18 protein-coding genes and 2 pseudogenes are annotated in these 20,377 nt (G+C 65.9%); 6 read left to right on the plus strand and 14 right to left on the minus strand.

Annotated features, from left to right (window positions below):
- Together ACQKJZ_RS06825 and ACQKJZ_RS06830 are read left to right on the plus strand one after the other, a co-directional pair.
- The coding region (locus tag ACQKJZ_RS06825; protein WP_427730498.1) for a hypothetical protein at positions 1–232 on the plus strand (232 nt) is incomplete at its 5' end.
- Positions 229–1,356, plus strand: coding sequence for an ABC transporter permease (locus ACQKJZ_RS06830; RefSeq protein ID WP_427730499.1), 1,128 nt, complete (start codon positions 229–231; stop codon positions 1,354–1,356). The genes ACQKJZ_RS06825 and ACQKJZ_RS06830, both read left to right, overlap by 4 nt.
- A gap of 239 nt (positions 1,357–1,595) precedes the next feature.
- Here the strand turns inward: ACQKJZ_RS06830 and ACQKJZ_RS06835 are convergent, their stop codons facing one another.
- The gene (locus tag ACQKJZ_RS06835; protein ID WP_066690605.1) at positions 1,596–1,793 is read right to left on the minus strand and encodes a hypothetical protein; all 198 of its coding nucleotides are present in this window, start codon (positions 1,791–1,793) and stop codon (positions 1,596–1,598) included.
- A gap of 32 nt (positions 1,794–1,825) precedes the next feature.
- Between ACQKJZ_RS06835 and ACQKJZ_RS06840 the strand changes: the two genes are divergently transcribed.
- Positions 1,826–2,056: an EAL domain-containing protein gene (locus ACQKJZ_RS06840; protein ID WP_211091120.1), complete on the plus strand. Its 231-nt coding sequence runs from the start codon at positions 1,826–1,828 to the stop codon at positions 2,054–2,056.
- A 121-nt stretch (positions 2,057–2,177) separates the two neighbouring features.
- Here the strand turns inward: ACQKJZ_RS06840 and ACQKJZ_RS06845 are convergent, their stop codons facing one another.
- The gene (locus ACQKJZ_RS06845) at positions 2,178–3,353 is read right to left on the minus strand and encodes a zinc-dependent alcohol dehydrogenase (protein WP_066690615.1); all 1,176 of its coding nucleotides are present in this window, start codon (positions 3,351–3,353) and stop codon (positions 2,178–2,180) included.
- A gap of 673 nt (positions 3,354–4,026) precedes the next feature.
- Between ACQKJZ_RS06845 and ACQKJZ_RS06850 the strand changes: the two genes are divergently transcribed.
- Positions 4,027–6,195, plus strand: a complete 2,169-nt coding sequence (locus ACQKJZ_RS06850; RefSeq protein WP_066690617.1) for a catalase — start codon at positions 4,027–4,029, stop codon at positions 6,193–6,195.
- 95 nt (positions 6,196–6,290) lie between these two features.
- On the opposite strand, the gene ACQKJZ_RS06855 is transcribed toward ACQKJZ_RS06850, so the two are convergent.
- From ACQKJZ_RS06855 to ACQKJZ_RS06875, 5 genes and pseudogenes are all read right to left on the minus strand, one after another.
- Entirely contained in the window at positions 6,291–6,887 is a 597-nt protein-coding gene (locus ACQKJZ_RS06855; RefSeq protein WP_066690618.1) for a class I SAM-dependent methyltransferase, read from the minus strand.
- The gene (locus ACQKJZ_RS06860; protein ID WP_084401577.1) at positions 6,884–7,537 is read right to left on the minus strand and encodes a PIG-L deacetylase family protein; all 654 of its coding nucleotides are present in this window, start codon (positions 7,535–7,537) and stop codon (positions 6,884–6,886) included. The genes ACQKJZ_RS06855 and ACQKJZ_RS06860 overlap by 4 nt, the downstream gene beginning before the upstream one ends.
- Entirely contained in the window at positions 7,534–8,520 is a 987-nt protein-coding gene (locus ACQKJZ_RS06865) for an acyl-CoA dehydrogenase (protein WP_066690620.1), read from the minus strand. Before ACQKJZ_RS06865 ends, ACQKJZ_RS06860 begins: the two co-directional genes overlap by 4 nt.
- A complete protein-coding gene (locus ACQKJZ_RS06870) occupies positions 8,517–9,011 on the minus strand; it encodes a glycosyl transferase (RefSeq protein WP_010408760.1) in 495 nt (164 codons plus the stop codon). Before ACQKJZ_RS06870 ends, ACQKJZ_RS06865 begins: the two co-directional genes overlap by 4 nt.
- A gap of 159 nt (positions 9,012–9,170) precedes the next feature.
- Positions 9,171–9,785, minus strand: a pseudogene (locus tag ACQKJZ_RS06875) (glycosyltransferase); the annotation flags it as partial.
- Between ACQKJZ_RS06875 and ACQKJZ_RS06880 the strand changes: the two are divergent.
- Positions 9,728–9,892, plus strand: a pseudogene (locus ACQKJZ_RS06880) (hydroxyisourate hydrolase); the annotation flags it as partial. The pseudogenes ACQKJZ_RS06875 and ACQKJZ_RS06880 overlap by 58 nt on opposite strands.
- Before the next feature lie 7 nt (positions 9,893–9,899).
- Here ACQKJZ_RS06880 and ACQKJZ_RS06885 read toward each other — a convergent pair.
- The 4 genes from ACQKJZ_RS06885 to asnB form a co-directional block, all read right to left on the minus strand.
- On the minus strand, positions 9,900–10,310 hold the full coding sequence (locus ACQKJZ_RS06885; protein WP_066690626.1) for a hypothetical protein: 411 nt from the start codon (positions 10,308–10,310) through the stop codon (positions 9,900–9,902).
- Between the two features lie 24 nt (positions 10,311–10,334).
- Complete coding sequence (locus tag ACQKJZ_RS06890) at positions 10,335–13,208, minus strand: PAS domain S-box protein (RefSeq protein WP_066690629.1); 2,874 nt, start codon at positions 13,206–13,208, stop codon at positions 10,335–10,337.
- Positions 13,209–13,285: 77 nt separating this feature from the next.
- Positions 13,286–14,043, minus strand: a protein-coding gene (locus tag ACQKJZ_RS06895; protein ID WP_157092785.1) for an IS5 family transposase whose coding sequence is annotated in 2 segments (ribosomal slippage) — positions 13,286–13,710 and positions 13,710–14,043 — 759 coding nt in all. Because the reading frame shifts where the segments join, the coding sequence is not laid out codon by codon here.
- A gap of 242 nt (positions 14,044–14,285) precedes the next feature.
- On the minus strand, positions 14,286–16,238 hold the full coding sequence (gene asnB, locus ACQKJZ_RS06900; protein WP_084401619.1) for an asparagine synthase (glutamine-hydrolyzing): 1,953 nt from the start codon (positions 16,236–16,238) through the stop codon (positions 14,286–14,288).
- Between the two features lie 40 nt (positions 16,239–16,278).
- On the opposite strand from asnB, the gene ACQKJZ_RS06905 reads away from it, so the two are divergent.
- The gene (locus ACQKJZ_RS06905; RefSeq protein WP_066691164.1) at positions 16,279–17,598 is read left to right on the plus strand and encodes a lipopolysaccharide biosynthesis protein; all 1,320 of its coding nucleotides are present in this window, start codon (positions 16,279–16,281) and stop codon (positions 17,596–17,598) included.
- Here the strand turns inward: ACQKJZ_RS06905 and ACQKJZ_RS06910 are convergent.
- Genes ACQKJZ_RS06910 through ACQKJZ_RS06920 form a run of 3 tightly spaced genes read right to left on the minus strand, consistent with a single transcriptional unit; the run spans position 17,549 to position 20,321 of the window.
- Positions 17,549–18,355, minus strand: a complete 807-nt coding sequence (locus ACQKJZ_RS06910) for an NTP transferase domain-containing protein (protein ID WP_066691167.1) — start codon at positions 18,353–18,355, stop codon at positions 17,549–17,551. The genes ACQKJZ_RS06905 and ACQKJZ_RS06910 overlap by 50 nt on opposite strands.
- Entirely contained in the window at positions 18,331–19,236 is a 906-nt protein-coding gene (locus tag ACQKJZ_RS06915; protein ID WP_066691170.1) for a hypothetical protein, read from the minus strand. The genes ACQKJZ_RS06910 and ACQKJZ_RS06915 overlap by 25 nt, the downstream gene beginning before the upstream one ends.
- A complete protein-coding gene (locus tag ACQKJZ_RS06920) occupies positions 19,233–20,321 on the minus strand; it encodes a diacylglycerol/lipid kinase family protein (protein WP_084401621.1) in 1,089 nt (362 codons plus the stop codon). Before ACQKJZ_RS06920 ends, ACQKJZ_RS06915 begins: the two co-directional genes overlap by 4 nt.
- Positions 20,322–20,377 lie beyond the last annotated feature (56 nt).

Genomic DNA, 20,377 nt, shown 5'->3' on the forward strand with positions numbered 1-20,377 from the left:
CGCAAACGGTGCACCCGCCATACCCGTCACGCTGCTCGACGAAGGGGGTCCCTTTTGGACGCCGATAGGGGGTCCTTTTTGCACGCCGATTGACAATCTGCGCCTGCAGATGGACGAGGCGATGGGAGCGGCACTCCGCCCCGCGGTCGTAGAGGCGGGTTGGCTGTTGGTTTATCCGCTCGGCCCCGGTCTGCTAGCCCTGTTCCTGATGAGCCGTGAGCGGCGTCCATGATGACCCGTCTGCTCCACGCCTTCGAAGCCACGTGGTTCGAGGTTCTGCAAGCGCGCGAGCTCGTGTCGCTGGCGATCATTTCCGTGCTGTTCTACGCCTTCTACTACCCTGCACCCTATTCGCAGCAGCAGGCGCTGGCCCTGCCGATGGTCGTTGTCGACCGCGACCGAACACCGCTCTCCCGGGCCGTGATCCGGCATCTGGGGGAGACGCCCACCGTTCGGATCGTCGCGCTGGTGCCCGACATCATGGCGGCGCGTGAAGAAGTGCGCCAAAGACGTGCCGACGGCATTCTCTACCTGTCGAAAGGTCTCGGCGGAGCGGCACTGAAGGGGCGGCCCGGGGCGGGGGCGGCCTTGATCGTCAACGGGACGTACTTCGTGCGTGCTGAAGGGATCGCCCGCGCGCTAGGCGATGTCGTGAGAGAGCAGGCGGTTGAAGTGACTGGGTCACTTACCGCTCGTCGCAGTCGGTCCGGCGCGACAATCGTTATGCAGCCGCTGTTCAACACCACCGGTGGTTATCGCGACTACGTGTTCCCGGCGATCGCCAACATCATACTTCAGCAAACGTTGCTCTTCGCGTCGGCGCGGCTGATCGCTGAACGACGTCGGCGTGGTGATTGGCAGCGCGACCGGGCAACTGCCCTCGGCACCTGGATAGCGATGACACTGATCGGCATCTTTGCCGGCCTGTTCGTGTTCGGGTTCGCGTTCTGGGTGCAGGACGTGCCACGCACCGGCAATGTGCCCGGCCTGCTGCTCGCCCTTCCTGTGTTCGCGGCCACGGTAGCCGCTCTCGGCCTCGTCGCGGGAAGCCTGTTCCGCAGCGGCGACGACGCGTTGAAGCTCCTGATGCCGACCTCGGTGCCGCTCGTCTTCCTGGCCGGCTTCGCATGGCCGCTCGATGAAATGCCGGGCTGGCTGGCGGCGATCGCCTGGTTGTCACCGGCCACGGCCGCCATGCACCTGTTCATTCGCTTCAACCAGATGGGTGCCTCGATCGCTGAAGCCGCCACCCCGCTGTTGGTCCTGATCGGGTTGATGATCGGGTACGGGGCGATCTGGTGCTTCGGTCGATCGCATGCCGGATGCGAGGATCCGACCAGCGATGCGGCAGGCTGATCGGTTTCATGTTGTTTCACAGCCGATGAGTTTGGATACCGCCCCGCCACGAAACACAGGCGACGGAGCGGTACCAATTGCCGAAATACGCCGGCGTCCCCTTCTCGCAGACGAACCTTGGCAGCGTGCAAGTGCCTCAAGGGTGTCCCACCACCACCGTCGAGAGAGAAGGTGTTGATCGGGTGAGGTGTAAGCGGCCAAACTTGAAAAGCCAAGCTTCAGGCCCTTCGCGCCGCCCCTCACGACAGCTTCAACATGCAAATCAGCATCAGGCTGATTCCGCCCAAGCAGAGGAGCGACAGCACCACCGCCAGCGTGACCCGTCCGCCAGCCTTGGCGACGGTGCGGATATCGACCCCGAGCCCGAGCGCCGCCATGGACACCACGGTCAGGAACGTCGCGGTATGTTCGATCGGCGCGACCGCGATGGTGGGCACCAGCCCGATCGATCAGTCGTTCGTTTCGCGATCTGGCCGATGACGAGCGTGGACAGGCGCTTGTCCGGTCGATGATCACGCTGTCGCACGATCTCGGCTACCGGGTCGTTGCCGAGGGCGTCGAGACCGCCGCAGCCGCGGCGATCCTGGCCGAGTTGGAATGTGAGGAGGCGCAGGGTTACTATTTTGCCCGTCCGATGGAGGAAGAAGCGCTGCGGCTATGGCTCGTTGCCTCTCCGCAAGAATCATCCGTTGCAGCCTGACTGACACCTAGATCTGCCGACATACTTGGTTGCAAGCTGATCGACACCGCCGCTGAACATAATCCACAGCGGCGGCGGCGATCGGCATCGATAAGCGTCCTGTTCCCGGTTGTTCCGCCAATCAGCCGTGCGGCCGCATGACAACCTTGATTACACCTTCCTGCTTGTCACGGAACTTGGCGTACATCTCGGGCGCGTCCTCAAGACTGGCCGGATGCGTGATCACAAAGCTGGGATCGATCTCGCCCGCGACGATCTTATCCAGTAGCGGCTTGGTGTAACGTTGCACGTGGGTCTGCCCAAGCTTGATCGTCAGCCCCTTGTTCATCGCTGCACCGATCGGAAGCTTGTCACCCATCCCGACGTAGACGCCGGGCACGGAGACCGTGCCGCCCTTGCGGCAGCTCATGATCGCCTGCCGCAGGACGTGGACGCGATCAGTGGCGAGCATCATGCTTGCCTTCACCTTGTCCATGACCGCGTCCGCCGCCCCGTGCGCGGCCGCCTCGCAGCCGACAGCATCGATGCAACTGTCGGGGCCCCGGCCCTTGGTTCGCGCCTGCAGCTCGTCATAGACATCGGTTTCGGCGAAGTTAATCGTCTCAGCGCCACCGGCCTCCGCCATGGCGAGTCGCTCGGGCACCTCGTCGATCGCGATCACGCGGCCGGCGCCCATCATCAGCGCGGAGCGGATGGCGAACTGGCCGACCGGACCGCAGCCCCAGATCGCGACGGTGTCGCCATGCTCGATCTGTGCATTCTCGGCGGCCATGTAGCCGGTCGGGAAGATATCCGATAGGAAGAGGGCCTGCTCATCGGTAACGTTGTCAGGAATCTTGATCGGGCCGACATCCGCCATCGGCACGCGAAGATACTCAGCCTGGCCGCCGCAGTAGCCGCCCAGCATGTGGCTGAAGCCGAACAGCCCGGCGGGCGAATGGCCCATCGCCTTGGCGGCCATCTCGGCGTTCGGATTGGTTTGATCACAGGCCGCAAACAGACCTTTTTTGCAGAACCAGCACTCGCCACAGCTGATGGTGAACGGCACGACGACACGGTCGCCGATCTTGAGGTTGGTTACCTCGGACCCGAGCGCCACGACCTCGCCCATGTTCTCGTGGCCGAGGATATCGCCGGCCTCCATGGTAGGCTGGTAGCCATCCAGCAGGTGAAGGTCCGACCCGCAGATCGCGCAGGCGGTTATTTTGATGATCGCGTCGCGCGGGTGCTTGATCTCGGGATCCGCAACGGTGTCGACGCGGACATCGCCTTTACCGTGCCAGCATAGTGCGCGCATGTCGTTTCCTCATCTGAGTGGATGTCCCTGTCGTCAGGGCCATGTCTATCACGCTCAACGCCTTGAGCCGCGGCATGGGTCCCCGTCTATTTGATTCGTTTACATCAACGAGCGGCCGTAAAACGGCCGTACGGCCAGCGGGTTGAACGCAGACGGCATGCCCGGCTTGAAAGCCAGCAAGATAATGAAGTGGGTCGCCCAGGCCGTGCAGCCGGCCGACACGATGGTGACAGGTTCTCACAGGCTGCGCGTCTTCCGCCCTGAGCGTACGGCATGGTCGGCCAGGGCAAAGGACGCATAGATACCGCAGAGGCAAACCAGGCCCGCGAGCAGCACCAACCACGGATCGTGGTCGTGCCGGACGCAGTCGAAAACCTGTACGACCTGGGAGTACATCATGCTCGGCTAACGGCAAGGCGTTACGACATCCTCAACCGGTTCATATCGGCTTTCCCTGGCTGTGATCCAGGACCAAGGAAGCCGCAGTCGGGTTCTGCGCAGCCATGAGCACTTACGTTGCCGAGCCCGCGCCTGTCGTCCGAACCGGCAACCATGCTCGACTGACAGAACTTGATTTCGCTCCTCCGGGTCGGTTCCCAGTCGCTACAAAGATTTATGCCTCGCACCGCCGTGGCGCTGGTGGCATTAAGGGCGTGATCGGAGGATTACGTCCATGGCACGCAAGAGCATCAAAAGCGACGCGGTGAAACTCAAGGGCGAGACGGCCAAGAAGGCACCGCCGCTGCCGGCGGGTGCCGACCAGCCGACGAACTATGCCGAGCAGCAGGGCCATGGCGGCGAAACCCGCCAGACGACCTCGGACGCGGCACTTACCATGACCACGCAGCAGGGCATCCCGATCGCGGATGCCCAGAACAGTCTCAAGGCGGGTCTGCGGGGCCCCACGCTGCTCGAAGACTTCATCCTCCGCGAAAAGATCTTCCATTTCGATCACGAGCGCATCCCGGAGCGCGTCGTCCACGCACGCGGCTATGGCGCGCACGGCGTGTTCGAACTGACCGACAGTCTGGCCGACTACACCCGCGCCGACGTGCTGAGCACGGTCGGGCAGCAGACGGAGGTGTTCGTCCGCTTCTCAACGGTAGCGGGCAACAAGGGCTCGCGCGATCTGGCGCGCGACGTGCGCGGCTTCGCCGTCAAGATGTACACGAAGCAGGGCAACTGGGACATCGTCGGCAACAACATCCCGGTGTTCTTCATCCAGGATGCCATCAAGTTCCCCGATCTGGTCCATGCGGCCAAGCAGGAGCCCGACCGGGCGTTCCCCCAGGCGCAAACCGCACACGACAATTTCTGGGATTTCGCCAGCCTCACCCCGGAAGCCTGGCACATGATCATGTGGATCATGTCCGATCGCACGATCCCCCGCTCCTTCCGCACGATGGAGGGCTTCGGCGTCCACAGCTTCCGCCTGGTGAACGCGGAAGGCAGGTCGACCTTCGTCAAGTTCCACTGGAAGCCGCGCCAGGGGCTCCAGTCGGTGCTGTGGAACGAGGCGGTCAAGATCAGCGGCGCCGATCCCGACTATCATCGCCGCGATCTTTGGGAGGCGATCGAGAGCGGTGACTTCCCGCAATGGGATCTCGGCGTCCAGCTGTTCGATCAGGAAACCGCCGACAAGCTTCCCTTCGACCATCTCGACTCGACCAAGCTCATCCCCGAGGAGGACGTGCCGGTCCGCATCGTCGGTACGCTCACGCTCAATCGCAACGTCGACAACTTCTTCGCCGAAACCGAGCAGGTCGCTTATTGCACGCAGAACATCGTGCCGGGCATCGACTTCAGTGATGACCCGCTGCTGCACGGCCGCAACTTCTCCTATCTCGATACCCAGCTGAAGCGGCTCGGCAGCCCGAACTTCACCCACCTGCCGATCAATGCCCCGCGCTGTCCGGTGATGAACTTCCAGCAGGACGGCCACATGGCGATGCGCAATCCGAAGGGGCGCGTGAACTATGAGCCGAACAGCTGGGGCGCGGAAGGCGGTCCGCGCGAGAACCCGGAGATCGGCTTCACCAGCTTCCCCGCCGAGGTTCAGGGGACCAAGCAGCGGATTCGGTCCGAAACCTTTGCCGATCATTACAGCCAGGCGCGGCAGTTCTATCTCAGCCAGCAGCCGATCGAGCAGAAGCACATCGGCGACGCGCTGGTGTTCGAGCTGTCGAAGGTAGATCGTGTCGACATCCGGGCCCGGGCGGTCAGCCACCTGCGCAACATCGACGAGGATCTCGCCGCTACCGTTGCGGACGGGCTCGGCCTCGACCTGCCGGACGCCGCCAAGGCGGCCAAGCCGACGCTAGACCTGCCGACATCGTCGGCGCTCTCGATCCTCGCCAACGGCCCGGCGAATTTCGCCGGGCGAAAGATGGGCCTGCTGCTGACCGATGGGTCGAGCGCCGAGCTGTTCAATGCGCTGACCAAGGCGCTGGAAGCCGAAGGCGCGGTCTGGGAGGTGGTCGCGCCGAAGATCGGCGGGGTCACGCTCGACGACGGCACCAAGGTCGCGGCCAAGCAGAAGATCGACGGCGGACCTTCGGTCCTGTTCGATGCCGTCGCGGTGCTCCCGTCCGAGGAGGGGGCTGCGATGCTCGCCAAGGATGCGGCCTCCAAGGACTTCGTGGCGGACGCGTTCGGCCACTGCAAGTTCATCGGCTACACCGATGCAGCCGCCACGTTGTTCGACGCTTCTCGGGTGCCGGAGCTTGACGATGGCTTCGTAGCCCTAAGCAAGAGCAAGGACGTCAAGGCGTTCGTCACGACCTGTCGTGACCTCAGGTTCTGGGCTCGGGAGATGAAGGTCGATCTCGACGCGGCGGCCTGACGACCCTGGCGGGAGCGGCAGGTGGACGTCCTGCCGCTCCACTTAACGGCAAGCCTCATATCGCACGGACGTGGGACGTGCTGCCTCGCTCGCGTTCAACGGGATCGGGTCATACCATCGGCGCGGGCCGCGGTAACGACCCAGCGGCCGGTGCGGCGCGCGGTGCGAACCGTCCAACAACGCCCGGTCTCTGCGAGGAACCGGGCGTGGATCCCTGCCGCATGCTGGACGAAATCGTAGAAATCAATCCTGTGGTGCGCGAGCACGATGATGCCGCCTGGGCGCAGGCGAGCGGCCATCTCACGCGCAACCCGGGCCATCTCTCGCGCTGAGAGGTAATACAGGATCTCGGCGATCACGATCACGTCATAGACGAGACGTGGCGGTTGACCGGGGAGCACGAGCAGCGATGCGCACGCACGAGGCCAGGCCGCGACGGCGCGTGCCGTCAGGTCGACCCCCTCCCTCGTGCCCTCGGTCGCATCGAGGCGCAACGCCATCCTCGCGATCGCGGCACTGTTGGATTCGTTGCCGCTGGCCAGCTCCAGCACCCGTCCGACCGGTCGGTGACCTATCGCGTGCAGGATCGCGGCACGCTTCACCGCCTCGTCACGGGCGGTGAAGGTGCGCCAGGGATCGTCGTCGCCGGCGAACTTGGCGGCGAACCCGGCAAGATCGATCGGGCTCGTCACTTCGAACCCGGCCGGTAGCGCTCGACCGGACGAGCAAAGGCCGCAAGCTCGTGTCTCGCGATCGTGAAGCCTGCTGGGTCATCGGAAACGGCGCCGAGCTGCGTCCGGTAGACGCGGATCAGGGACCGTTTCACCGAAACTCCCCCGGGCACAGCGATGCGCCATGCCGGTCCGGACCTGTCCGGGCGAGGCGGCCACACGCGGTAGGTCAGCCGACTGGCGCCACCCGGGCATCCGGCTACGGCCGCGGCTACGGCGCGGTGATCGGGATGGTCGTCATCGCAGGCCGGTCCGACGATGAGATCGAGATCCCGGCATCGTGCGACCTGGCGGCGCAGCGCGCGATAACAGCGCCCCGGGATCGAGGGCAACTGGCCATCGGGCAAATTGAGGAACGAGACGTCGCCAGCAACGATGCCGAGACGACGTAGCGCATGAAGGCTCTCACGCTGGCGAGCCGCGACCAGTCGCGTCCTCGGCCATTTTCGGCTGCCCCGGTGAGATGCGGCACCATCGGTCACGACCGCAACCCGGACCCGAGCTCCATGGCGGCGAAGCCGCGCAATGAGGCCTGCCGCGCCGATGACCTCGTCATCCGGGTGCGGGGCGATCACCAGCGCGACACGCACGTTTCGCAGCGCGATCCTCACAGGATGGGGTCGAGGATGTGCTCGGCGACAGCCTGGCCGACGCGAAGGCGATGCGCGTCAGGCGCCGGCTGGCGCAGGTACACCATGAGATCGGCGATCTTTGCCGCCAGCGGATGCGACAGGAACAACCCCTGCAGCCCGACCGCCTCCTGCGCGATCGTCAGGGCGCGCTCGGCAAAACCGGCGATCGATAGCCGCGCAGCGGACACCCGGGCGAGGCGTTCCGCATCCGTCCCGCTGAACCAGGCGCCCGCCGTGTCGCGGATGCTCGCCGCTGCACCCTGGGCAAGCAGGAACAGGTCGGCGAGCCGTGATGCCTGGAACGGATCGGAAGCGCGCTCGTGGGTGGTCAGGTGGTCACGCACCGCGTCCAGCAGACCCGCGATACCGCCGGCATGAACCGCGGCGAAGCGCAGCGCGCCTCCGCTGAAGAACGGCTCCCGCGCGTAGCTGCCGGGCTCGCCGATCGGGTCATCTTCACCGATCGCGGCGCGGGACCAGCGTACCAGATGTGTCTCCGACCGCTGCATGCCGATCGTCTGCCACCACTCCCGATCGATGGCAGGCGGATCGGCATCCAGGTCGAGCAGGAGCAGCTGCGGCCCGCGTTCGCTATCCGCGGTTACCAGCGCGTGAGTCAGTATCCCCGCCCCCGATGCATAGCCCTTGCCGCCGGTCAGCCGTCCGCCGGTAAGCACCAGCGGCTCACCCGGCAGGCCCGCATTCCACACACCCAGCATCGCTCCCGCAGCGATCCGCGCCCGCAACGCAGCGACCTGGGACGACGTGCCGTATCGAAACACGATCTGCACCGCATCGACATGCCCCTCCAGCAGGCGCCCGATGGGGAGATCCCGGCGTCCCGCAGCGTAAAGAGGGCGGAGCAGGTCCAGATATGCCTTGGGCGTCGTCGGATCGCCGGCGGGGTCGGTCGCCCACCCCGCCGCGACGATCGCATGGCGCAGAGCTCCGGCCGTCGTCATACCGCCTGCTCGCAAAGCTGGTGCTCGAGCGTTGCCAGGGCATGCTCGGCCTCGGCGAGGGTGACGTCGGGTATATCGGGCAGTGCCGGCACGACACGCATGGCGAACGCCTCTGCGTTGGGGCAGTCGCGCGCGACGCCGATCACATGGTCACCGGTCAATCCGATACGGTCGCCGAAGCGAGCTGCGACAAAGGAATCGGGGAGCCCGGCCCAGATGCGGCGCGCCTCCGCCTGCTGTCGGTATTGCCATGCCGCCCCTCGCGGATGCGGCATTGAGGGTGCCCCATGATGGTCGATGGCACTGAGCGCAGCGGCCATGCCGCCCGGCGCCCGGCCGAGCCGCCGTGAGGAGGTCGCAACCACCATGCCGGGATCGCGGCGCACGCGAAACCCGGCGCGCCCGGCATCGTCGAGCAGGGCGGCGTCCTCGCCGCATGGCACCGGCTGGAAGCCGCCCAGCGCCTGATAGGCTCCGGGTCGGAAGGCCATGTTGGCGCCTCCTGAGCAGTGGGAGCCGGTAGGACTGTCCCACGGAACGGGGTCGACCGATCGTCGGTAGGCGTGAAGCCGATCGAGGTAGCGCTCGACCCTCCCCTGCACCGGATCCCGCTCCGCTGCGATCCGGACGATTCGCCCGGCGACAAGGTCGGCCGAGGCCAGGCCCTGCAGTGCCGCCCTGACCCAATCGGCACGGGGCTGGCTGTCGGCGTCGGTCGTCAGGAGAATACCGTGGGGCGTGCTCGTCGCATGATGCAGGCCGAGGGCGATGGCGGCCCGGCGTGCACGACCGGCATTGGCATCAGGGGACGGGTCTCCCTGAGCCACCGTGAACGGAAGGGCCATGCGACCAGCATGCTCGCGTATCACCTGCTCGCTCGCATCCGAGCAATTATCGAGGAGGAAGAACACGGCAGCCTCGACGTCGCCCAAGTCCAGTCGCCCGATCGCCTCCAGCAACTTCGGTAACGCAGTCTCCTCGTTGCGGACCGGAACACAGATCGCAGCTGACACAGGTCGCAACGGCACCCCCACCATCGGTTTCGCAGGACCAACGACCCTGCCTTGAGGAACGATAGGTGATCGAGGCCGGTTTCGATAGCTGCTCGCGGTGATGCAAGATGCCAGATCGTCATGCAGGACTACAGGTTTGCCCGATCTCGACCGAGAGATCGGCCTCGGGTAGGTAGCCGTCGCGGTTCGCGCCGGGCATCTACAAGCTGCAGTTCGACATGTCGGGCTACCCGGACGCGAAAGCGGCGCCATTCTTCCCCGAGATCGATCTCGTGTTCCGCGTCATCGACCCTGCCGCGCACTACCATGTCCCCGTCGTGGTCAGCCCCTACGGCTACTCCACCTACCGGGGCAACTGACCACCAATCACGCCTCGATCCCTGCCTCGAACATCGGCTTGTATAGCTCGTGCTCGAGCGAGCGCAGGTAGCGGTCGAGGCGGTCGACCAGCGCTGCGACGTCCGCAGCATAGGTCGGGACGTCCGAAGCGATCGCGTTGCCGCTCCAACGCCGTATGTGGTCGGAGTAGCGCAGTCGAAGCTCGCGATCCTCTTCCATGATCCGCTCGTAAGTCGGCATCCGATCGGCGAAATAGCCTCGGGCCTCCTTGTTCCAGCCCTGCTGTGTAGGCAGATACTCCCGTACCGCATTGGCCAGGTTCATGCGTAGCCGGCCGAGGTCGGTAAGCGGAGGTCCAGCCTTGACGCAGTCGCGAAGCGCGTAGGCAGCGGCGCGGATCGCCTCATGGGCGCGCCTGCTATCATCTGGCATCATCATCTCGTCCTGCTCGCCATCCTCTTACTAGCCGTCGTTGCTGGCGCGCCGCGCGCCGATCATGGCCGTCGCACGCTCGGTCGCCGCGCGCGTGTCGTTGGCCAGCTTCTTGACCTCCGACGCGACCACCGTGAACCCCCGGCCTGCCTCGCCCGCCCGCGCCGCCTCGATCGTTGCGTTGAGCGCGAGCAGGTTGGTTTGTGCAGCGATGCCGCCGATCGCGGTCACGATCGTGTCCAGCTCGGCCACCGTGTCCTGCAATGCCTGTCGGCGCAGGTCGAGCGATCGCTGCAGCGCCTCGCTTTCGGCAAGGCGGTGCTCGGCTTCCCGCTCCAGCAGCACCTGGCGCGTGATGTCGGCGGCGATCTTAACAACCTTTCTCGGCCGTCCATCGGCATCGAGGATCGGGTTGTAGGAGGCCTGGATCCAGATCTCGCGGCCGTCATGCCCGATCCGGCGATACCGTCCCGCATCAAACTCACCCCGCGACAGCCGCTCCCAAAGCCTCGTGTAATCGGTCGAGCGCGCCTCGGCAGCGTCGCACAACATGCGGTGGTGCTGGCCCACGAGCGCCTCGCTGCCATAACCCAGCATGATCTGCGCGTTCCGGTTGGCGGACAGGATCAGCCCGTTCAGATCGAACTCGATCACGGCCTGGCTGCGATCGACGGCCGCATCGCGGCCGCTGAACTCCGCATCGCGCTCACGCGCCTCGGTAATGTTGGTCGCGAACTTGACGATCTTCAGCGGCCGTCCGTCCGGATCGAGAATGGGATTGTAGGTCGCCTGCAGCCACACGTCGCGGCCGTCCTTGCTGATCCGGCGGTATAGACCTGCGTCGAAGGCACCGCCGGCCAGCTTGCGCCAGAACGCGGCATAGTCGGGCGAGCGCGCATAGTCAGGGTCGCACAGGAGGCGATGGTGACGGCCGATGACCTCGGCCCGGCTATAGCCCAGCGCGTTGAGGAAGTTCTGGTTGGCCTCCAGGATCGTCCCGTCGAGCCCAAGCTCGACGACCGCCTGGCTGCGGTCCATCGCCTTTGATCGCGCCTCAAACTCGGCGCTGCGCAGCTTCGCGTCCGTCACGTCGGTGGCGAAGCCGACGATCTTCACGACCCGGCCGTTCGGATCGAGAACCGGGTTGTAGGTTGCCTGGAACCACAGGTCGCGGCCCTCACGGTCGCGCCGCTTGAAGATGCCCGTCATATGCTCGCCGCGGCAAAGCGTCTCCCAGGCTGCCGCATAGACGTCACTCGAGGCGAGTTCGGGAGGACACAAAATCCTGTGGTGCTCGCCCGCGACATCCTCCGGTGCATAGCCCAGTGCCTTGAGATAGCCGTTACTGGTCGCGAGGATGATGCCTTCAGGGGCAAGCTCGATCGTCAGGGCCGAGCGCCGCATCGCCAGCGTGAGCGCTTCGAACTCGGCATTGCGCTGTCGGCTCTCCGTCACGTCGGACGCGAACTTTACGATCCGCACCGGGCAACCATCCGGGTCGAGCACCGGATTGTAGGTGGCGCGGAGCCACAGCTCGCGGGCATCCTTGCCGACGCGGCGGTAGGTCCCGGCATCGAACTCGCCGCGGCCGAGCTTCGCCCAGAAGGCGGCATAGTCGGCTGTGCCGGCGTAAGCGGGGTCGCAGAACATCCGGTGGTGCCGCCCGACCACCTCGTCGCGCGTATAGCCCGTCAGGCGAAGAAAGACGTCGTTGGCGTCGAGGATGATGCCGTCGGTCGCGAACTCGATCACCGCCTGGCTGCGATCGAGCGCCGCGAGCCTCGCCGCGGAATCGGCAGCCGCCAGCTTGCTCACGGTCACGTCGGTCGCGACCTCCAGAACCCGGATCGGCCGCCCCTTCTCATCGAGCACCGGGGTGTAGGTCGATTGCAGCCAGACCACACGGCCGTCCTTCGCGATGCGCCGGTACTCACCCGTCTGGTGCTCGCCGGCAGCGAGTTTTGCCCAGAACGCCGGATCGCTCGATCTCGATGCGGTGCCACTTGTTTCGTGCGAGCGGTCGGGGAACCCTGCAATTTCGTCCAGCCGGTAGCCCAGCGTATCGAGGAAGCGTTCGTTCGCCCAGCGGACGGTGCCGTCGAGGTCGAACTCGGCAACGAGGCTGGAGCGGACCAGCGCCGCCCAACCCGCATCCGTTGTCCCGCGCGCCCGCAAGGCGAGCACGGCGCGCGCCTTGGCGGCGCCGACCGTCACGACCAGGACCGCCAGCGCTGCAACAGCGATGAGCGGCGCCATGAGGTCGGGCGCCAGCACGATCCCGCCCGTGCCGGCCGCAGACCCGGAGATCACGGCGCTGATCGCGGCCATGCCGGTGAAATGCAGCAGCAGGATCGCTAGCGTCAACAAGGCGGCAGCGGCAGTTCCCGTGGCGGCGCCGCGGCGAGCGATGGCGAGGTACAGCGCCGGGGCGACCGGCAGCACCGCGAGGAAGACCGAGGCGACGACCAGGACGGACGAGAAGCGGAAGGTGCCCGGAAACAGGACGGCGCTCATGCCCAGATAGTGCATGGCCGAGATGCCCGTGCCGACCATCGCCGCACCGGCGACATAGCCGATGCGGTCGTGCCTGAGGACGCACGTCCGCAGCCCGGCCCAGGTCATGACGATGGCGATGGCCAGCGACGCCAGGGTACGTCCCGGCAGGTAGCCGACCACGATGCCGGGATCGTAGCCGAGCATCGCGATGAAGTGGGTCGCCCAGATACCCGTCCCCGACGCGAAGGCCGCGCCGAGCAGCCAGCGGGACCGCTCGCGCGCCGGCGCGGCGCCAAGATGGCGCAGAAGGAACACGACGCTGCCGGTCGCCGCGATGCAGACCAGGGCCGCGAGCGCGACCAGCCACTTGTTATGCTGATGGGTCAGACAGAAGAAGGCGTCGAACATCTGTTGCGCCCTTTCTCGCCGCGCTAACAAGGTAGAATGCCTTAGGTTAACGGGACACTAGGGTCAGGACTCGTTGATCACAGCCAGAAGATGACGGTGGCAGCGAGGGCGATTGCGGAGAAGAAGGCGGTGGGGCAGCGGTCGTAGCGGGTAGCGACCCCGCGCCAGTCCTTGAGGCGGCCGAACATGATCTCGATGCGGCTGCGACGCCGATAGCGGCGCTTGTCGTACCGGATCGGTTCGTTGCGCGACCTGCGGCCTGGGATGCAGGGTTGGATGCCTTTGGCCTGGAGGGCGTCCCTGAACCAGTCGACGTCGTAGCCGCGATCACCAAGCAGCCACTGCGCCTTCGGCATGTCATCGAGTAGCGCTGCCGCGCCGGTGTAGTCGCTGACCTGGCCCGCGGTCATGAAGAAGCTCAAGGGGCGCCCGTTCGCATCGGCGATGGCGTGAAGCTTGGTGTTCATGCCGCCTTTGGTGCGGCCGATCAGGCGGCCAAGATCCCCTTTTTAACCCGCAGGCTCGATGCCGTGCGGTGAGCCTTCAGGTAGGTTGCGTCGATCATGACCGTCTGCGGCTCGGCGCCGGCTGCAGCCAGACCTTCCATCATTCGCGTGAACACACCGGCCTCGCCCCAACGCTTCCACCGATTGTACAGCGTCTTGTGCGGGCCGTACTCGCCGGGTGCATCTCGCCAGCGCAGCCCGTTGCGATTGACGAATACGATGCCACTCAGCACCCGCCGATCGTCTACCCTCGGCCTCCCGTGGCTCTTGGGAAAGAACGGCCGCAGCCGCTCCATCTGCTCGTTCGTCAGCCAAAACAGGTCACTCATCCCGGTCTCCTTGCGGAGCCTGAATCAGATCGCGACGCTCACATCAATGGGTCCTGACCCTAGCCGCCGCGAGCTTGTTCGGGCTTCACCCGGACGATCGAAGCCTTCAAAGTCGACGGACTCACTAGGCCGACCGACCAGCACCAGCATCACCTCGACGATCGCCGACCCCATTCCGGCACCCCGCATACCTTCCTGCCACTTCCCCATTCCGGCGCAAGACCGTGACGGATCAGCCGGGATCAGGGCATACGACGATCATACCAGAGTGCAAAAATTGCGATGGCGTAGAGAATGCGGCCATGATCGCGGCGGCCGGTGCGATGTTCGAAAAACAGGGTATCGATCGCATCCGGGTTCAGCAGGCCGGACGATCGCAGGCCGCCATCGTTCCACATCTCCTCGACATAGCCGCCGAAGTCGTCGGCGAACCATTCAGCCAGCGGCATCTGGAAACCCTGTTTGCGGCGGTCGAGGATATTGGCGGGCAGCCACGGGGCCACGGCCTCGCGCACCGGCCATTTCCCCAAGCCGCCGCGCAGCTTGATCTGCCCCGGCATCGCCAGCGCGAGCGACACCATCCTGTGCGACAGCATCGGCACTCGGACTTCGAGGGAATGTGCCATGCTCGCCCGGTCCACCTTGGTCAGCATCGCACCGGGCAGGTTGAGCTGCAGATCGCACATCGCGAACTGATCGAGCGGATCGGTGGAGATTGCGTCGGGATCGGGACAGAAGGATCGCGCCATGTCCGACAACGCGGCTGGACCGTCGCGTCCGTCGAGCGCGGTTCCGGCGAAGAGCCGCCGTCGCAGTTCGGGCGTGGTTATCTGCGTCTTGGAAAAGAAGCGTGCGACGCCATCGGCCAGCCCCAGCCCCGCCGCGGTCTTCTGCCAGCGCTGGAGCCGGCGGTTCGCACCCGCCCACGGCAAGGGCGGGATTCGCGCTGCATGGCGGGCCGCGCCGCGCACCACGGCCGGCAGCCGCCCGAGCCGGCGTTCGGTCAGATGCCGTTTGTAGCCGAAGAACAACTCGTCGCCGCCGTCCCCCGACAGGGCGACCTTGACGTCCTGTGCCGCCAGGCGGGAAAGATACCAGGTCGGCACGGCGGAAGGGTCGGCAAAGGGTTCGTCATAGACGCGCTGGATCGCGGGCAGGACCGTTCGTGCATCGTCGGCGTTCAGTCGCATCGTGCGATGCCGACAGCCCAGATGATGCGCCACCGCCTCGGCATAGCGCGATTCATCGTACCGCGGATCATCGAAGCCGATGGTGAAGGTGCGGACAGGCCGATCGGACACGCGCGCCATCGACGCGACGACCGCCGATGAATCCACGCCACCGGACAGGAACGCACCGACTTCGACGTCGGCACTCAGCATCTGGTCCCGTATTGTCGCCAGCCACGTATCGCGAAAGGCGTCGATCCATCCGGCATCGGTCCGCGATTCGTCGTGCGTATAGCGTGCGGTCCAGTATCGATGATGTTCCGCTGATCCTTGCGCGCCAAGTTCCAGCGTCGCTCCCGGTTCGAGCATCCGGACCTGACGATAGATCGTCGATGGCCCACGCATGTGGCCGAAGGTGAAATATCCGTGGACGGCATCGGAATCGATGTCGAACGTCATCCCCGGCAGCGCCAGTATTGCCTTCAGTTCCGACCCGAACGCCAGCGTATGTCCGTTGATCGCGTAATATAGCGGTTTGATCCCGATGGCGTCGCGCGCCAGCGTCAGACGCCGCGACGACCGGTCCCAGATCGCGACGGCGAACATGCCATCCAGACGTGCCCACGCATCGCGCCCCCATTGCCGCCATGCGGCCAGCACGACTTCGGTGTCGCCATCGGTGGCGAAACGGTGGCCGAGCGCGGCGAGTTCGTCGCGCAGGCGGCGGTAGTTATAGATTTCGCCGTTGAAGACGATCGCATGGCGACGATCGGCGCTGTGGATCGGTTGATCGCTGCCGGCAAGATCGACGATGCTCAGCCGCCGCATCCCGAACCCGAAATCTCCGTCAACCAGCACCCCGTCGCTGTCCGGGCCGCGGTGCAGGATCGCATCGCATTGCCGACGTATCGTCGCGGCGACGACTGGACCACGCCCGCGCGCATAATATCCCGCGATCCCGCAAATGGGGCTTCTCCTCGATCGAACGCGCGGTCTGTAGGCCCGCGCATCGGCGCTGTCACCCATGCGACTTGCTCCGCCCCATCGCGACTTCTAGGCGATTGCCATGAAGGAAACGGAAAGCGCGCAGGCGGGGTCGGGAAGCAGCCTCATCCACGCCGCGTTACGCAATCTCGGCTGGCTGCTCGCCAGCCGGGGCGTGCTGGCACTGTTGTCGCTCGTCTATCTCGGCCTTGCGACCCGGACGCTCGGCGTCAGGGACTTTGGCCGTTTCGCGCTGGTAACGGGTGCCGCGCAGGCTCTGGTTCTGTTCGTCGGGTTTCAGACGTGGCAGGTCGTCGTGCGGTATGGCGTCGAACATTTGCGGTGTGGCGACCGTGCAGCGCTCGGCAGGTTGTACCGTGCCTGTATCCTGCTCGACGCGACAAGCGCCGTGGTCGGGATCGCGCTCACCGTCGCGATCCTGGTGTTCTTTGGCGATGCGATGGGCATCGAGGGCAGCATGATGGGCGACACCGTGATCTTCGCGGTGGCGCAGATCATCACCGTCCGTTCCGCCGCCGTCGGCATCCTGCGCCTGTCCAGCCGCTTCCGCGAAAGCGCGACGGCGGACAGCGTGACGCCGGTCGTCCGGCTGACCGGTGCGGTGATCGCTACGATATTCTATCCGACGTTGCAGGCGTTCCTGGTGACATGGGCGGTGGCCGAAGTCGCCACCGCCGCCGCCTATTGGTGGCTGTTGGCGAAGAACGGCGATCTGAAGATCATCCGCGAGGGACCGGTCGCGCTAGACGCGCTTCTGCGCGAAAATCCGCAATTGTTCGGTTTCCTGGTCAACACCAATATCAGCTCGACACTGGGACTGGCGAGCAAGCATGTGCCGCTGCTGTTCGTCGGCGGCTTTGTGGGACCGGCCGCCGCCGGGGGATTTCGGCTCGCCATCCAGTTGGCACAGGCGCTGGTGAAATTCTCGCAACTATTGTCGCGGGCGGCGTTTCCCGAACTGGTGCGCGCGATGCGACAGGCACGCTCGGCGACGATGGCCCGATCGTTGCGACGCGGCTTTGTCGCATCGGGAGCGGCGGGCCTCGCCATCCTTGGCCTGATCGCGCTGACGGGACGTCCGCTGCTGACGGCGGTGGGCGGCGATCCCCGCTATGCAGCGGCCTATCCGTTGCTGGTGTGGATGGTGGCGGCGGGCGCGATCGATCTGGCGGTCGTCACGTTCGAACCGGTGCTGATGGCGGCGCACCGTTCGACTGCGGCGATGGTGTCGCGCATCGTCGGCGCGGCGGTGCAGATGGCAACGATGATCGTCCTGCTTCCCGTGATGGCGGCGGAAGGGGCAAGCATCGGCGTATTCGCCGGTTCGCTGGTCAGCGCGGTGCTGCTGAGCCTGTCGGTCGCGCGGCTGCTGCGCCGCTGATCCGTGCACGCACGAAGGCGAGGTCGTCCGGGCGATCGACGTCGACCGCCGCCAGTCCGTCGATCGCCGGCACCACCACCGCCCGTATCCCGGCGCGTCGGCCCAGCGCGTCCACGGCTGCCGCCAGCGTCAGCCGTCCCGTCAGATAGCGTATCAGCAATCCCGGCCCCAGCCGCAGCACGATCCGCCATGGCCGCTTGCGATCACGCTCCACCCTTTGCCAAAGGTCGATCATGCCCGCCGCCCTGGGGGTGGCGAGATAGAACAGGTTGCAGCCCGACCAGTCGCCGTCGGCGAAGCGGAGATAGGTGCGGCGCGACCCGGGTGCAGCTTCCTCGATAAGGTCGCGGCGGGCCAGCAGCACGGCGACATCCGCGTCGGGCGGCGTCGCGGCGAGAAAAGCCGTTATCCATTCCCCGCGCAACAGCGCGTGATCGGCGGTCGTCACCAGCAACGGCGCGCCCAGTTCGGCGAAGGCGACGGCGGTGCTGCCGCTCGGTCCCGCTTCGGCAGGCAACGGTCGGGCACCTGCCCGTCGCGCTTCGGCGACGACGGCTGCGGCGTTCGCCGATACCGCGATACGGGTTCCGCCCGCGGCCCCGATCGCCGATACGACCCGCGCCAGCATCGTCGTTCCACCGACGTCGACCAGCGCCTTGTCCGACAGCCCTTCGCTCACGGCCACCGGGTCCGCTTCCCCCCGCGATCCCGCGAGCACAAGCGCCGACCAGCTCATCGTCCCGCCCCGGAGCGCCATACGCGCCACAGGACACCCGGCGCGGACAGGATGGGGTGGCGTTCGCGCCACGGGGTCAGCGCCACGCGGACGCCGGTATGTCGTTCGATCTTCCACAAGGCATAGCGCGCCGCGCCGTCGAACGTGAACGCGGCCTTGATAAGCCGGGCAGCGTTCAGCCAGCGTCCGAAGCCCGCCCGGGCGCACCACGCCCCGGCAATGATCTCGATCTGGCCCTGCCGCAGCCGGGGAGAGATGTAGCCGTCACGTTCCTCGAACGCGATACCCGCCTTTTGCCATGCCAACGGCAACAGGCGTTCGTAGCGTGCCGGTTGATGGGCGACGATCTGTTCGTGCCGACCGGGCGCCTCGACGCGCAATTCGGTATCGTAGGTCGCCTTGAACAGCGACCGCCAATAGTCGAGCGGCCGGGCCGTCACCGGGCCGTGCAATGCGGCGAAGGTCGCGGCGGTGACGGCGGCGAGCGCGATCGCATCGACGACCCGGTCGCGCACCGACGCATCGCGTGCCGACAGCAGGGCGGAGGGTTGCACGAACCGGGTCCAGATCGTCGTGTCGAGCAGGACGCCCGATGCCGACTTGCGAAAGACGTCCAGCGGCATGGTCGCCACCTTGGCCCGGACGATCTGCCGCGCAACGTCGATCTCGTGATAGCTGATATCCGGCCACAACATCGACCAGCCGGGACGGGAAGACGATGGCGATGCGCGCAGGACATAGAAATCCTGTACGCCGTCGAGGTCGCCGGTGCGCAGCGTCGAGCCGTAGAAAAGTACCGCGTCCCCTTGCAACCGTTCCATCAGCACCCGTGCCACCGTCGTGATGACAGCGGATTGCGGCTCGGACAGTTCGGTCGCGATCAGGGCACGCAGCGACGTCACGGAACGACGAAACGAAGCGGAGTTCCGGCCCGGACCGACATGGTGCCACCCGGGAACAATTCCCCGTCGAGAATGAACCCGTTTTCCAACGTGACCTGCGATGGTTTGAGGTCGTTCAGGCGGTGATATCCCATGCGGTTGAGCCACCCGGACTCCCGGCCCATCAGGATGGCGGGGGCGACGACCGGCATCAAGCGGGGCGGCGCGTCGATCGCCAGCCCGTTCAACCCCACGCCGTCCCGCCCCAAAGGTCGCAGGCCGAGCGGAAACCGCCGAAGCGTGGACAGCAGCATGAGGTAGAACCGCCGTTCGCACATCTCCCCGGTCACTTCGTTCCGGCATGCCATCATCTCGCCCGCGCGCCACGGATTGCTCCGTTTGCCCAGACACGTCTGCAACACCCCGCCTAGCACCGACAGCCCGACGGCCGTGCCGTTGAACACCCCCATCCGGTGGGCCCCCTGCGCCAGCATCGTCGCACGAACGAAAGCACCGGCACCAAGGATGAAGCCGCTGAGCGGAACCTCGGTACCGTCATAGGTGATTTCTATCGGCGCGCGTTCGGCGATAGTGCTTTTGTGGAATGCCGCGACGATCGCGTCGAGATTCCATCCCGCCGGGATACGCAGGTCGTTGGCCAGCGCGTTGGTCTTGCCATTCGGCATCACGCCGATCGGTGGCATCCGTTCGCGGAACATCGGCCGGGCGGCGCTCATCACATCGCGCACCGTGCCGTCGCCACCGTCGATGACCAGCAGGTCGACCTGCGCCTGGGCGAAGCTTTCCAGCGCGTCGACCATCCGTTCGCGCGTGTCGGGAGCAGCGTACAGGATGTTCCGATTGTGCCCGTGGTCGTGCCCGTGTCGGGCGGTGCTGCGATGACTGCGCTGGTTGGCGATGACGGCAATGCGGGGACGCGCCGCGTCGAGCGGCACGGCTTGCGGGCGGAGACGCACAGGCATCTGGATCATCCGTCCGGTCAGGCCGGACAGCAGCGGCAGCAGATCGTCATTGGCCAGCGTCCGCGCGAAGCGATTCTCGGACGGAATGTCGACCATGGGTCGCAAAACTGTAGCATCGCGCATGTACGTTACTTTCAGCAGGATCTCGACCCGATTGCCGTAAAGTACACGGCAGGGTT

Source organism: Sphingomonas sp. NPDC019816, from assembly GCF_050274375.1.
GTDB lineage: Bacteria > Pseudomonadota > Alphaproteobacteria > Sphingomonadales > Sphingomonadaceae > Sphingomonas.